The 14,810-nt window shown below is 39.5% G+C and carries 9 protein-coding genes, 1 pseudogene and 1 CRISPR repeat array; of the genes and pseudogenes, 6 read left to right on the top strand and 4 right to left on the bottom strand.

Annotated elements, in window-relative coordinates; genetic code table 11:
* Positions 1-157 precede the first annotated feature (157 nt).
* Positions 158-1,876 (top strand): ankyrin repeat domain-containing protein, encoded by a 1,719-nt coding sequence (locus tag RM368_RS12945; protein WP_322694420.1) that lies wholly within the window; start codon positions 158-160, stop codon positions 1,874-1,876.
* A gap of 165 nt (positions 1,877-2,041) precedes the next feature.
* Here RM368_RS12945 and RM368_RS12940 read toward each other — a convergent pair whose 3' ends face one another.
* A complete protein-coding gene (locus RM368_RS12940) occupies positions 2,042-2,980 on the bottom strand; it encodes a HEAT repeat domain-containing protein (protein ID WP_322694419.1) in 939 nt (312 codons plus the stop codon).
* Between the two features lie 352 nt (positions 2,981-3,332).
* Between RM368_RS12940 and RM368_RS12935 the strand changes: the two genes are divergently transcribed.
* From RM368_RS12935 to RM368_RS12915, 5 genes and pseudogenes are all read left to right on the top strand, one after another.
* On the top strand, positions 3,333-3,953 hold the full coding sequence (locus RM368_RS12935; protein ID WP_322694418.1) for a DNA-3-methyladenine glycosylase: 621 nt from the start codon (positions 3,333-3,335) through the stop codon (positions 3,951-3,953).
* 89 nt (positions 3,954-4,042) lie between these two features.
* A pseudogene (locus RM368_RS12930) lies at positions 4,043-4,324 on the top strand (class I SAM-dependent methyltransferase); the annotation flags it as partial.
* A 293-nt stretch (positions 4,325-4,617) separates the two neighbouring features.
* Positions 4,618-4,785, top strand: coding sequence for a hypothetical protein (locus RM368_RS12925; protein ID WP_322694417.1), 168 nt, complete (start codon positions 4,618-4,620; stop codon positions 4,783-4,785).
* Between the two features lie 140 nt (positions 4,786-4,925).
* On the top strand, positions 4,926-5,435 hold the full coding sequence (locus RM368_RS12920) for a thiol-disulfide oxidoreductase DCC family protein (RefSeq protein WP_138506568.1): 510 nt from the start codon (positions 4,926-4,928) through the stop codon (positions 5,433-5,435).
* 775 nt (positions 5,436-6,210) lie between these two features.
* A complete protein-coding gene (locus tag RM368_RS12915) occupies positions 6,211-6,534 on the top strand; it encodes a hypothetical protein (RefSeq protein ID WP_322694416.1) in 324 nt (107 codons plus the stop codon).
* A 303-nt stretch (positions 6,535-6,837) separates the two neighbouring features.
* On the opposite strand, the gene RM368_RS12910 is transcribed toward RM368_RS12915, so the two are convergent.
* The 3 genes from RM368_RS12910 to RM368_RS12900 form a co-directional block, all read right to left on the bottom strand.
* On the bottom strand, positions 6,838-11,865 hold the full coding sequence (locus RM368_RS12910; protein WP_322694415.1) for a RecQ family ATP-dependent DNA helicase: 5,028 nt from the start codon (positions 11,863-11,865) through the stop codon (positions 6,838-6,840).
* A gap of 448 nt (positions 11,866-12,313) precedes the next feature.
* Positions 12,314-12,949: direct repeats of the CRISPR family, unit length 37 nt; unit sequence GTTTCAGTCCCCTTTCGGGGTAATGGTTCGTGGAAAC.
* Between the two features lie 238 nt (positions 12,950-13,187).
* Complete coding sequence (locus tag RM368_RS12905; protein WP_322694414.1) at positions 13,188-14,216, bottom strand: hypothetical protein; 1,029 nt, start codon at positions 14,214-14,216, stop codon at positions 13,188-13,190.
* A 113-nt stretch (positions 14,217-14,329) separates the two neighbouring features.
* The gene (locus RM368_RS12900; RefSeq protein ID WP_069070655.1) at positions 14,330-14,599 is read right to left on the bottom strand and encodes a hypothetical protein; all 270 of its coding nucleotides are present in this window, start codon (positions 14,597-14,599) and stop codon (positions 14,330-14,332) included.
* Between the last annotated feature and the right edge of the window lie 211 nt (positions 14,600-14,810).

The raw sequence follows: 14,810 nt of genomic DNA, 5'->3' as shown, positions 1-14,810 counted from the left end.
CTGCTGATTTTATCACCCAGTCAGTTTAAAAGATGTTGGTAATGACAAGCCTTTTAAGAGTGGGTTCCTTCTGCCTTCTGCCTCCTGCCCTCTGCCTTCTGAAAGTCGGGGATTCAGATCCGCAACTTTCTTGTTGACCAGTTAACTCAGAAAAATTATGCAAAAAATTCATATTTATGCACAGCAGGGAGATATTGCAGGAGTCGCACGTAAAATAGCCAATGGGGTTGATATTGAGCGCCTAGACGAGTATTCCCAGCAAACACCATTAATGTGTGCGGTTAGCAGCGCCAATGCAGGTATTGATATGATTCGCTTCCTCTTGGAACATGGCGCGAATGTGAATGCTGTTCAACAAGAATCTCAAAATACCGTACTTGGGTTGGCTGTGCAGTCAGGAAATCTAGATAAAATCCAATTGATTCTGGATGCTGGAGCAGATATTAACTATCAAAGCCCAAATGGATATGATGTCTTAATCAATGCTATGTATGGTCGAGATATCTTGCAAGATCAAAACTTAATATCAACTTTGAATTTACTCATTTCTAGAGGTGCTGCTGTCAATGGCATCAGTAGCTATGGTGAGTCTGCAATCAAAGTAGCTGCTCATCTTGGGAGATTTGATGCTGTCAAATTATTATTGAACGCGGGTGCTAACCCAGAGCAACTGGGATGGACTCAATTAATGCACGCTATAGTTTTTGGGAGCTTAGAGCAAGTATTGTTATTGCTAGAGCAAGGAGCAGATCAAGATGTGCGTGATTGTTGGCATAGAACCCCTTGGTTATTGAGTATTCAGGTGGGTGAACTACCTAAAGCCAAATTACTCCTAGCTGCAAGAGCAAATCACAACGATGTGGGAAACTGCGGAAAAACACCGTTAATGTATGCAATAGAAAATAATAGGCTCGAAGTCCTACAGTGGCTAATTGCAGAGGGATTTGATATTGAAGCCACTGATGACTTTAGTAACACTGCGTTAATAATCGCAGCAGAGCATGGTGCTACTGATTGCGTCAAAATTTTACTAGAAGCTGGCGCAAACCCTAGCAGAATCAATAATTGCGATGAAAAAGCCATCAAGATAGCTACAAACAAGGAAATTGTTAGAATGTTAATTGCAGTTGGCGAAGATGTGAGCGATATTAACGATGATATGCGGCGATCGCTGACCGGCATTGCTAACAGTAAATTCTCATTATCACAACTATCGCCAAAACAATATTTTGCTGGCAAACATCCGCGCTTTGGTAAAGCTAATCCAGAATTGATGAAAATCCCCTTTTGGCAGGCGATGGTTTGTGAGGGTTGTTCTGCTTATACAGCCAAAAATATTTTTAACGATAGAGAGAATTGGCAAGATAAAGCATGGTGCTATGAGCGATTTGGCAGAACCATTACACAATTACCAGATGGCAGAATTGTCGAAATTGCTGGTGAGCATGAAGACTACTACGATCCTGATTTTTGTATATATAACGATGTTGTAGTTTATCAAGGTGATGGTAATTTTCAGATTTTCGGTTATCCCAAAGATATTTTTCCGCCAACTGATTTTCATTCGGCTACATTAGTTGGAAAATACATATATATTATTGGTAATTTAGGATATGCCGATGCAAGAATTTATAATGAAATTCCAGTTTATAGATTAGATTGGCATACATTTAAAATAGAAAAATTATCAACAACTGGTAATAAACCAGGATGGATTAGTCATCACAAAGCTTACTACAAAGAACAAGATAAAATTTATATTACTGGTGGTAAATTATGTGTAGGGGGTAATGAAAAATCAGAAGATTATATAGATAATTCGGTTGATTACGTCTTAGATTTAATCAACTTAACTTGGAGTCGCGCTACTGTTTAAATATAAATCTATCTCTGACTACTGGAGTTCATTTAATTTGGTGATATAAAGATTTTCAGAAAAGGAATTATCATTGCCTCAAACCTTCCAGATGTTGGGTAGGTGTTTGCTATCATCTAAGGCTTTCACCCTTTCCTACATCCTCGATGCTTTCTTTTAAAGTCCCTATTGATTAGCTCTTTGTTCACTAGCTCGATCAACTCGCTGCCACAGTTCACGGTCTTCTCGATAAATAGCTAACGCTGCAATCGCATCTTTTGCATCAATGTCTTTTCCTTGAGCCACTAGTGAAATCAGGAAATCTATTGCTTTATCTTGTCGCAGCATCCCAATTGCTAGTAACAATGTGCGGCGAAGTTCCACGTTCCTTGTTTGCCCCCAGCAATTTTTGAGAAGATCGAATGCTTTCTCTAATCGTGATTCACCCAACGTCAATGCTGCTAACTCACAAATTTGCTCCTTTGGGTCAAAAAGAAAACCAGCAACTATTGCAAATGAATCAGCCGGAGCTAGTTGTAACAAAGCACTGAAGCACTCCGAAATCACCTCTGGTGCTCGATCGCCGATGCGGGTTTTTAAACGAAGTAAAGGTACACCTTGGGGATTTCCTGTGTAGGCGATCGCTTTTGCAGCAGCAACTCTTGCTTCTGGTTTGGGATCAGCTAGTAAATCGGCTAATTCATTCATTACATCTGAGTAGTTCATTCTCACCAGACCTAAAGCACATATACCCCGAAGATGGGCAGCAGTATCTTCAACTCCTCCCCATACTGGCTCCATCTGAATATGTCGAATCCCTTGCAAAAAAAGGTTTTCATCGCTGTATTCTAAGTGATACAGTGTTTGTGCTATCTCTTTCTTGACAAGACAATTTTGGTCTACTTGTGCGGGTTTGACCATCATTCGAGCAAAAGCTTCTACAAGATCGCCAACCAACTCAGTAATAGTGGATTCGCCGACTATCTTGGCTGCTTGGGCAACAGCCATAGAATATTTACTCTTAAGAACTTGGCGTAAAATTACGATCCCTTCTTCACTTGTGGGATGCCGTCGAATTCGGGCAAGAATAGATAAAGTTTCTTCTAGTTTTTGTGATTTCGGCATACGCCATCCTACAACTAGGCGCTCTGTTTTGGACTTCAAGCATTTACTATAAAAGTAGGGAATTATAATTTGCCAAAGCGCATTCCTCACTTTTTAACTACGAATTATTAATAAATATTACTGTCCCAAATAACGCCAAAGCTTTTGATAGTCCACTTGTACTATAATACCATTAAGTATTTTATTTTTAGTAAAGTTTGGGGGTTTAACTTCCCTGCTTCTATCAAGCAACTCGTTTTGATACCTAAACTAAATCCCCGTTACTTTCAACATAATTGCAAATTGTTTTAATGTCCTTGGGAATGGATGATTCAATGAGAGGGCAAACGCTTAGGTTTTAGCTGATAAACTAATGGATTATTCAATTGCGATTACAACTCTCAAACATTCAGATCCTATCTTGGCAAGGCTAATAGAAATTATTGGAGATTGCAAACTCTATCAAGTACAACAAACTGGAGACTTGCTCTTTTCTCTATCTCGGTCAATTCTTTACCAGCAAATTTCCGGCAAGGCTGCTGGGAGCATTCATAGCAAATTTTTGCAACTTTATCCTCATAGCCCTTTCCCTACCGCTTTAGATATTCTCAACACCCCAGATGACGTTTTGCGAGGAGCAGGTATTTCACGCCCCAAAGTTTTGTATTTGAAAGACCTTGCCCAAAAAGTTCTAGATGGATTGCCTACGCTAGATCAATTGCAGGCAATGGAAGATGAATCAATTATCGAAGCTTTAACACCAATAAAAGGCGTTGGGCGTTGGACGGTGCAGATGCTGCTTATGTTTCGTTTACATCGGCTTGATGTTCTACCTGTTGATGACTTAGGTATTCGTGCAGGGATTCGCAGAGTTTATAGTTTAGCAGAACTTCCTAATAAAAAGACTGTAGAAGATTTAGGACAAATGTGGAAACCCTATCGTTCTATTGCCTGTTGGTATCTGTGGCAAAGTTTAGAGATAAAAGATAACTAAACAATAGCAACAATAATCCGCTGTTCCACAGATTTCCTCGCTCAACGTCTCTACTAAACATAAAATTAAATTGTCAAGGGCTAAGAATTATGGGATTGTATTCGCGAGTTATCTTTCCACGTCTTCTCGACTGGAGTTTGTCAGTTCCAAACTTAGCTAAATATCGTCAGAAATTGTTAGCTGATGTAACAGGAGAAGTTCTAGAAATTGGTTTTGGAACTGGATTAAATTTGGCTTACTATCCTTGTAGTATTCATAAAATCACTACAGTTGACGTGAATCCTGGAATGAATGCTTTGGCAAACAAGCGGATTAGTGATTCTGGTATCATAGTTGAACGACTCCTGCTATCAAGTGAAAATCTCCCGATGCTTACGGCAGCAAGCTACGCATCGCTCTAAGCTTAGGAAAAACCAATATTGAACTTTGTTTACATAACTTGAAAAAACAATCACTAATAAATGTTCAGTGCGGTTAAAATGGTAATTTCTTATACTGCAACAATAGATGTAGCAACATGAAGCCATTGTGGAGAACTACCATAATCTTAACTGCGTAGTTTACCGCCGCAGGCATCGCCGGAGCTACCATCATCGTTATCTCGATTTTTCAAAGAACTAACCAGCCATCCATTGCCCTTACCGAACAATGGATAGCTACACAAGTGGCAGATGGGGACAGCATTACAGTCCGCCAAACCGATGGCAGCCAAATGTCAGTTGAACTTTGTGGAATTGATGCCCCGGAAGTGAAACAAGGTGAAGTGCCAGCACAAGCATTGAGCAATGAAGCAAAACAGAAACTAACTCTTGCTAATCGCGACTGCCCATAACCAACTGATGATCGTTCCAGTAGCAATTTTCAAAAATATACAAGACGAAGAGACGTTTGTAATTCATATTAGGCATTATTTATTAATGAAGAGAGGCGTTACGCTTGATGTAAGGAAATAAACTTAGTTAAGATCCCGAAATGTCCTCACCACAAATCCAATCTTACGGTTGTAACAACTCTCAAGACCAGCCTTTATCCACTCTGCCGTCGTGGAAAATCAAACTGCTGTATGACGGTCAATGTCCCTTGTGTCTGCGTGAGGTTAACTTTTTGAAGAAGCGGGATGCGGGTCGAGGGCTGGTGGCGTTTGTAGATATTGCAGCTGATGACTACAACCCCCAAGCACATGGCGGTGTTAACTATGAAACTGCAATGGGGCGTATTCATGCTGTGTTGCCAGATGGAACACTAGTTAAAGATGTTGAGGTTTTCCGTCGCATTTACGAAATTCTAGGGATGGGTTGGGTCTATGCTGCAACTTCCTTACCAGTTATCGGTACTATTGCCAACTTCCTATATGGGATTTGGGCTGATTGGCGACTTTTCTTAACAGGACGACCAGATTTAGCGACTATTGTACGAGAGCGTTCTTCTCAACTTGCTTGCAAGACCCAAAGCCGTTGTCGCTTAATAGATGGAAATGACTAAGCCCAGTTTCACAAAAAACGATGTCTTACTAAAGCTGAAGTCACAGGTGAAGAGGTATAGCGCATCATTGAGGCGCTGCTGGAAAAATTGGTAGTGATGGTGCAGGAGTAGGGGAATGTTGGGGCGATCGCTCTACTCCTACAGGAGCATTAGCTACAAGCATAAGCTTACATTTCCAAAAATCCATTTTACCTTAAATTATTTGTTTGTGTTAGTCATTCACACAACTTGAGTACTAGAAAAAAATCATCCTCTTTAGTCAGCCAAATTATCATTTGGACATCTCACTTTCATGATGCCAATCTGTTCGGCTCAAGCGATAAACAAAGCACTCATCGTCACCGAATCGTCGATATTGAATAAATTTGAAGCCAAGACGTTCATAGAAGCGGTGAGCGCGAGTATTACTAGTAGTCTGCCAACCCAAAATTGCTATGTTTGGACTGGGAAAAGGGAAAAGGGAAAAGGGGAAAAAATTAAAACCTTTTCCCTTTTCCCCTTACCCTTTACCCCGCCAAGTTTCCTTGGCGAACTACTAGCTAGTGGATCGATGATTACAGCCTGTAAGACTACAACATAGCCAGAAAAAATTAATTTATAATGATTGCTTGCTATAAAAATGTTTTCCTCAGTTACCTGTAAGATTGAAAGTTAATCTCGTCAGTTATGCTTTTTAGCCGATGAAGATACCCAATAAATGTGACAAAGTGGTAGAGATTCGAGCCGAAATAGCCAGGCCAAATCGTCAATTTATTGCATTAATTGGTCAGCGTTTATGAGTAACCCTATTTCACATGAAGAAGAGCCAGACTTTGATTTGTCTATTCAAGAGAACCTAAAACAGCTTTCCGCTCAATTGGGATCTCCTTTAGATGATACATCAGTCATGCAAATATACCAGAATGCATCCGATCTACTTAACCACCTTTCCCCATCACCCCTTACTTTTGCCCGTGTTGCAGGAACATTACTGGTTTACCAAGTCCAAAACACAGAATCCGAAGAGATAAAGTGGTTCAATTCTCAAATCAAACAATGCTTAAATGAAGAAGAAGTTGAGGAGTTGATTGAATCCATATATCGCACTGATGCTTTGTGATTACTCCCCGTCATTGCAGAGGTTAAAATACAGACAAACCTGAAAATAGTTCTGTTATCTTTGCTTTGGGTGTAACTTTTTTTGTGCAAGGTAAAGACTATAACCCGCCTCGGCGTGAGCGTGTTCTTCAATGCCAGTCTCAGTAAGAATTTCCTATATGCCCAAATCCTGATAATCCAGATGCTTGTAACGTTTACAAGGACTTACAGTTTCCAGAGGAGGTATACGAGCATATGGACGAATATCATGGACAAAAGGCAGAAAAACAATATATCCATTAGCTTTGTACCTCCTAATGAAATTTTATAGATTTAGATTCGGTAAGCTTCTGCATACTCGGATTTGAGGAATAACAACAAACCAATCCTCTAAAACTTCTGCTGTTATCTTATCTTTTTTTATGTGATGGTAGATATATTTAACTGTCACTTCATGGCTCTGGAATTCAAAATGACCAGCTTGAATTCCTTTGTTTCTTAAAAATTCTGTTGCGTTGTGAGATAAACAAACGATTTTTTGATTGTGGTGTGTAAAAATGCTCCAACCATTTCCAGAAGAGTTAGCTTTTAGCTCAATTGGACTACCCTCAATTAAGTTTTTAATTCTTTTCTGTTGATTTTGAGTAATTTGAGATCCTAAGTGAACATCACCTGGAGTGAAATCAAAGTAATAAAGTAATTGAGGAAGTTGAATCTCAGGATAAATAGTTTCTTGAGGAGTTAAACTAGCATCTTGTACAAAATTGTTCTTTTGAGTATAACAAACAATTAATTCTTCTTTTGCACGAGTCATAGCGACATAAAATAGCCGACGTTCTGATTTGATTATGCCAGTGTTAGCTTGAAACCCATTACCTAATAGTATGACTTTACGGAACTCTAAACCTTTTGAGCCATGACAACTAGTAACTAGAACTGACTTGTTTTCTATAAAATATTCACCATTTTCATTAAACTCAAAGATAGCAGTTAATATTTCATCAACACTAATGGGCAGCGCCAGATTTTCAGACCCATAGCCTCGCTCCTGATCTAAATCTATAGCGATATTGATTAAGGTTTTAACGGTAGTTTCTGTTAAGCTACGACCAGTACGTTCAAAAAAGTCCTCAAATCTTTGCTGAACTGATTCTTCAGGATTTAAAACTAGGCTATAGTCTTTCTTTAAAGCATTAATTAGTAGATGAGTAGAACGATTCTTGACTAGAGGTATAGTATTAGTCTTCAAGGCATAAGTAGAAATATTTTCTTTTTCTAATAGCAATCTTATAGGATTAAGTTCATCCCAGTTACGTGCTAAAATAGCAATCTCATTTGGGGAAATACCTGAATCAAGCCATGTTTGGATTTTATCTTTAATCCACCCTGCCTGCTGGAATGTGTTATTGAATTGCAAAGCTACAACAGGCTGTCCCTTAGTTCCCTGCCTCTCATGGTTGATATGAATTTGTTCTTCTGGAGCCTGTTTACATCGTTCTGGATTTTTTTGAATTAACTTATTAGCAACTTCAATAATATTTTCTGTAGAACGGTAATTTGCAGTCAGCAATAATCTTCTTGCCTTGTATTCTTCTTTAAATTGAAGAATATATTTCGGATTAGCACCATTAAATTCAAAAATATTTTGGTCGTCATCTCCAATTACACAAAGATTAATTTGTACCGACTTAGTTTCATCTTCTGAGTCATTTAATCCTGTAATTGACTTGATTAAGCGATACTCTTTTTCACTAACATCTTGATACTCATCAACAAAAATGTATTCTAATTTTCCTAATAATTGAATTCGTCGCGCTTGAGTATCTTCATCTGCATCTTCAAGTTCTTCGCCTTTCTCTATTAGTTCATAAGCTTCTACCAAAAGCTGATCAAAATTTATGGCTTGAGCTTTTGTCTGTTCGCCTATTGTGCGTCCTAAAAGTGCTAGTGCTAAACCGTGGAATGTAAAAACTTGAATTTGAGATGCTTGTTCCTCAAGAAGATTCCGCAACCGCAGCCGTAATTCCCTAACTGCATTACGGTTGTAAGCTAAAACTAAAATACGCTTCGGCTCAACTCGCTTAACCTTTACAAGATAAGCAATCCGGTGAACAATAGTTCTTGTTTTACCAGAGCCAGGGCCTGCTATCACTGCTATTGCTGGGTCTGAGGCAAGAACGATTTCTTTTTGAGCAGGGTTAAGCGGTTCTAGAATACGCTTATATTCTTCTGGAAGAATTGGTCTGGTAATCTCTTGTGCCGAAAATTGATACTTTGAAATAAATTCTTCTTGATTTGTGCCAAAGTAATCACTAACGAATTGCTGACGCTGTTCTGCTGACTTAAGTTTTCCATATTGCACCATGTAATGAGTGCGGCGGGTTTGTTTATCATAGTGAGCTTCAACTTCAGGATAATGGCGCGTTACTGTAGAAATCCTTGCATTTTTTATTACACGAATTTTTAGCGACTGTTGAAAGAGATTCAGTCCATCACTTAAACGAATAACTTTTCTTTGATGTAACCATAAAAGAATAAATTCTAATTCTTTGTTATCCCAATCAAGTTGAGTTTTTTCAATAACTCCTTTTGAAAGTCTTCCTAATTCGCACTTGAGAGGTAACCTTGCCCCAGTTTTATCTTCTAAAGCTTGGTATAAAACTTCTAATACACTTGTCGTTAAAATTTTATGCCCAGGTAAGTGTTCTGCAACTTTTATATCTTGTAATCGAACCACGTCACGAGTAATACGCTTTAACTTGACCCATTTTTGAGTAGCCCATCCTTCTAAAATATCTAGAATACTAGATGCTTTAATTTTTTTACTGTTGTCTGGATCAAGCCGTGAAGCAAGCCCACGCAGATTTATCTGTATTTCATTTTCATCACCAAACAACTCACTAAGTCCTTTGAGCAGTTGGTCTTCTAACTGGCGAATACGTTCATGTTTATTGCGGGCATCTCCTTTTACACCTTTAGTAATCACAAGTGTGATTGGTATTTCAAAAGAACATATTTCAGCCCTTTGCAATTCTCGAATTCTAGCAGTCAGGTCATGTAAACTAATGCCAGCTTCATCACTGAGACGATCTAGTGGAAACGGTTCATCATTGTTACTACAATAAGCTTTAGCTACGTGCATTGCCTGAATCAGCCGCTCAAAGTTATCTGCCTCAAATTGGGATAACTTCTTCATCTGCTTGTACTTTTCAAACTGCTCTACAGACTCAGTAAAGGTATCATGGCTTAATTCAAACTGGATAAAGCTTGAAAAATTCTCAGCTCGTTCTAATAAACCGAAGTTTTCTAGGTAATGCAGACCTACTTTAATTTTAGTGTTTTGCTGATCTGAATCTTCCCCAAACTCTTCATCAAAGTCACCCTCTTGAAAGATTTCATTAGTTGTCACCCAAAACCAATCATCCCTAGCACTCCCAAAAGTGCGATCGCGAATATGTCTGGTTGAGATGAAGACATTTTTCAACTCTTGTTCGCTTAGTTGGTTTAAACTTTGCAAGTGAAAAACTGTATCAGCATCTTTTGGGTCAAATAGTAAAGTACAAACTGCTGGCTTTTCATCACGCCCAGCCCGTCCAGCTTCTTGAATATAACCTTCTAAGTTTGCACTCATACTATGATGAATAACTACTCGTACATCCTTGCGATTAATACCCATCCCAAATGCACAAGTTGCAGTGACTACGTTTAATTTACCTGATTTGAATTCTTGCAGAACTTGTTGTTTTTGTTCTTTTCTAAGTTTCCCGTGATAATGTTTAGCTTCAATATGACTTTGTTTAAGAAGTTCTGCTAGTTTTTCGGCATTCTTACGTGTCGTTGTATAAATTAGCGTACTACCACCAAGCTTTAAGGACTCTTTAACTTGTTCCAGTAAGATTTGCTCTTTATTCCCTGCTACTGGAATCACATTAAAAGTTAGATTTTCTCTGGTTGTTGCCCCATTAATTGTACGATTAATATTTAACTGGTATTTGGCAAATAGCTTTTTAATATCTTCAACAACTGCGACTGTTGCTGTTGCAGTCATTAAAGCCATCAAAGGCATTGCAAGCTGCCGCTCTTGATATAATTCTCGAATAAATTTCGGTATGTAACGATAATCTGGTCGAAAATCGTGACCCCATTGGCTAACACAGTGAGCTTCATCAATCACCCAAAGAACCGGAGGACGCTGTTCTAGCAATGCCCGAATACTCATTGACCGCAGTTGCTCAGGACTGATATACAGCAGACCTTTGGAGCCAAAACGCAGTTCTTCAAGTCGTTGGCGGCGTTCTGCTGCTGAGAGATTACCATTAATGAAGGTGGCGAAGAAAAACCCAGCTTGTTCTAAATCTGCTACCTGATCCGCCATTAATGCTTGTAGCGGCGAAATCACGACAGTCAGCGCTTTGTGCCTTTCGTGGAACATGAAAGCTGGCAGTTGATAGCATAAGGACTTGCCACTACCAGTAGGCATCAGAACAAGCGGACGCTCATTATTAATAATTGCTTGAACAGCGTCTTCCTGTAAAGGTCGAAAACTGGGAATTTCAAAATATTCCAAGTAAGAACTGATAGCGAATTCATCTGTACTTAAAGGACGCAAATTCTCAAGTACAGCTTGGAAACCATTTAAATGTCTGAGCCAATCACAAAAAACCTGCTTCGATTCATTGGTATTGCACTCATAGTTCCAAGCCATTAATCCCGCCACGCATAATCTTGTCTCAAAATTATAAGTTTGTGGACTAGACCATATCTGCTGCAAATAGGATTGATTTATTCCTTTTAACATTGTTTCTGGCAGCATTTCTATGGCGGGTTGTTCAATCTTCAAACCAAGGCGATCGCTGAAAAATTGTTGATATGCAAGGTCTGCATCATCGCAACCACAAGTTAGGAGCCAAATATATACCTGTTGTACTTCATCAGGCTTTTTAAATAGTGCTTCTAATTGTTGACCAAGTAATAATCGAGTTGCCTGTGCGTCTTCTAGAGGATTATTACTTGAATATTCACTTTGCTTATAGTCTTTATTTAGCTTATGCGAATGCTGTAGGGGGAAAGCGAGTATTGATAGTTCTAAAGTGTCAATTATATGCCAAGAAGATAATTGAGGTTCTTGCTCAATTAGATAAGGGTAATCAAAGCGGCGTAAGTTATGACCGCATACTGCTAAATTACTATTTTTTAGCTTCCTTATTTCTTCGTAAGCTTGGTTTAAAGATTCTTCCAAAAAATCCTTTGTTAAATTAGGGGATACTAATCCTATACGAAATATCTGATTATCATTGTTAACTTCTAAATCCAAATAAGTATAAAATAATTCAATAATAGATAAGTCTTCCATATAACCCTTAATAGAATTGCGCGACTGCAATTTTATTTATCAATAATTGTTAACTTAACATACCCTGACTTTTCAGAAGATTTTAGCAGTAAGCATTGATTCATCAATAAAATAGTACAAAAATACTATTTAACTAACTCATGAATGCGTTGTCACTCCTGTTACCTAACCGCGCAATTTGTAGCGTTCGGCTGACGAATTAGAGCCAATGTCTTTAACACAACATCTTGGTCTTGCTTTCAGTTTTCCCACAACAGTGGCTTTTCTAACAGCTTGCTGAGATAGCGAATTTTGGTACACGATTTAACATCAACGCGGCTGGTGTCAGCCCAAAGCTAATATCAGAGCAGATGGGTTAATCACAATCAAAAGTAAAATCAAATTGTTGCTGCGATCGCGTCCTTTATCATCCCCAGATTCCCTCTGATCATCAAATTACATCATTAAAGCTTCAGTCCCCTTGCGGGGTAATGGTTCGTGGAAACCAAGAAATTGATTATTTCAACGTACCAGAGTATATTGTTTCAGTCCCCTTTCGGGGTAATGGTTCGTGGAAACAGTTGAACCGCGATCGCCAAGAATGCAATTTTGTGTTTCAGTCCCCTTTCGGGGTAATGGTTCGTGGAAACTCAAAGACCTCAGCTAGTAGTTCAATTTGCTGCGTGTTTCAGTCCCCTTTCGGGGTAATGGTTCGTGGAAACCTGAATGTTAGTGTTGACCCTTGGCTGTAGTTTTTAGTTAGGTTTCAGTCCCCTTTCGGGGTAATGGTTCGTGGAAACGCTTCAACAATTTGGACGGATAATAGTGGAGCATTTGTTTCAGTCCCCTTTCGGGGTAATGGTTCGTGGAAACCTGCAATAATGTTGAACGTCAGTCTCGGCTTCAAATGGCAAAGTTTCAGTCCCCTTTCGGGGTAATGGTTCGTGGAAACGGAATTCCGGCGATCTGTACATTAAATTATTATTGTGTTTCAGTCCCCTTTCGGGGTAATGGTTCGTGGAAACCTTACACTGCACTTTAACTTTTGTGGAGGAGGCAGAAGAATCTGTTTCAGTCCCCTTTCGGGGTAATGGTTCGTGGAAACTGTTTGGTGCTGAAACTTAACGAGAGTCAGCTTTCTGAGGAGCATTTTGGCAGACCTCAAAAACAGGTCGATTTCAGCCGCTATTATTGCGACCAATTCTCAACTTCCCTTAGCACTGAAACTGTGAAACTATTTGATTGTCAAGGTTCTGGCGATTTTGGCAGATCCCTAGGGTTTTTGACCCCGCTTCGACTTGCCAAATCTCAAACTGATTCCATAATCATAAGATGTGTATTTATTATTGTCTATGAGTTTGTGGAGATTGATCTATAAGCCCGTATTCTAGCTCAATCAAACCCAACAGCTTCTCCTCCACCGCAGTCAAATACGGTCGCTTCAGTTCTCCTAGATGCTTCAGCACAGTAAGGGCTGCCTCTTCCAAGTTCTCGTTTTCCCGTAATCTACTGATGCGATCGCAAAGGAGCTGCATCTGCTGACATTCCGACTCCAGGTAATTCAGTGGCTTGAGATGGTCGATTCTCACGGTGTATTCTCCATCCCACATTGTAACTGTACAACTGAATTCACCCACATGGTTGACTATCCCCCAGCATCCCCCTTTTCCTCGTAAATCAGGATTATCCTTGGCAATAATTTGGCAGACTTCCCCAACACGATAAGGATTTGGCGCTTTAGTACGTTCCATGATCCGTTGTACTACATCGCCTACAACTCTAGCAGATGGTACTTTACCTCCGGCTTCTTCCACTGCCGTCTGCCATACTTCCCATTGCTGTTGAGGTTCCAGTTTTGTTATCGGTCTAACCTGGCGTTCACTCGTAGGCAAAATTTGTGTCCCAATGGGACACATTTCCTCATTTTCAGTTTGTGTCCCAATTGGATAATTTTCCGCGTCGCTCGATTCATTTTCAGTTTGTGTCCCATTGGGACACATCTTCATCAAGTTATCAAACACAGCCGAAGCTTCGATTAATCTGTAAGGATGACGACGCTGAAATCCAAACCTGTCTTTGCAATACTCCTCAAAAGTGCTGTGGGTGGAACGGTACAGCCGACGATCACGCAATTCCATCAGCGCTTTGCCAGCTTCAAAAACTGCTCTTTCTACACGGCGCTCTAAGTGCAGGCGATCGCTTTGTTCCTCGTCGGTCAATTCCTCTACTTCAACAGCACTAACCGTAATTGTTGCTGTAGATGGATTTTCCTCAACAGAGATATCTTCATTTGCAGAGTTACTGAGTGATTTTGAATTTATCTCTGCGGCAGAGGTGGCTTTTTTACGCCTAGAAGATGGTTTAGCCATCATTCCACCCCTTTAATTCAATAGTATTTGCTCAAAATCAATGGCAAATAGATTAAGTATGTGGTGAGTTATGGTAATAATGCTCTGGGATTGAACTCGGTGGAGCATTATCATCTTCACGAGTCCTCTTGAATTTTCACAATGTCATTGACAGTTACTAACTCTCCAGACAGCACAGAGCAAATCCTTGCTAGTTTTACCAAATTATCGATATCCGCTTTTTTTAGCCTGCCATCACGGGCGACAGTCAAGGTATGTCTAGTGACTTCATTCGGGCTACCCTCAAACTGCCTATGAACTGCGTAGACAGACAAGAGGCTACCATCTTCTGTTTTGGGCCACCATTGCGAAATATCAATATATGCTTCCATCCAAACTGCTAACACGTTTTTAATGATTAACCTCCATTAACGCTTATCTGATTACAGAATAACAGCCAATCAACATACAGGCTATCAATTAACAGAATAACTGCTAATCAGCATATTGACAATCAGTTAGCAGAATATCATAATATAACTATCACAAAAGGCAACCGCCCTTAGCCTCGGAAACTTTGGAAGCGATCGCCTTTTGAAAAACCCATACATTCGTACA

It is taken from the genome of Nostoc sp. DedSLP03 (genome assembly GCF_034530815.1).
Lineage (GTDB): Bacteria > Cyanobacteriota > Cyanobacteriia > Cyanobacteriales > Nostocaceae > Nostoc.
Note: the sequence above shows the minus strand (reverse complement) of the source record. Positions and strands in the feature narration are given on the sequence as shown.

Coding starts and splice junctions, on each gene's coding strand:
- RM368_RS12945 (WP_322694420.1), top strand. CDS start 158: ATGCAAAAAATTCATATTTATGCACAGCAGGGAGATATTGCAGGAGTC.
- RM368_RS12940 (WP_322694419.1), bottom strand. CDS start 2,980: ATGCCGAAATCACAAAAACTAGAAGAAACTTTATCTATTCTTGCCCGA.
- RM368_RS12935 (WP_322694418.1), top strand. CDS start 3,333: ATGGATTATTCAATTGCGATTACAACTCTCAAACATTCAGATCCTATC.
- RM368_RS12920 (WP_138506568.1), top strand. CDS start 4,926: ATGTCCTCACCACAAATCCAATCTTACGGTTGTAACAACTCTCAAGAC.
- RM368_RS12915 (WP_322694416.1), top strand. CDS start 6,211: ATGAGTAACCCTATTTCACATGAAGAAGAGCCAGACTTTGATTTGTCT.
- RM368_RS12910 (WP_322694415.1), bottom strand. CDS start 11,865: ATGGAAGACTTATCTATTATTGAATTATTTTATACTTATTTGGATTTA.
- RM368_RS12905 (WP_322694414.1), bottom strand. CDS start 14,216: ATGATGGCTAAACCATCTTCTAGGCGTAAAAAAGCCACCTCTGCCGCA.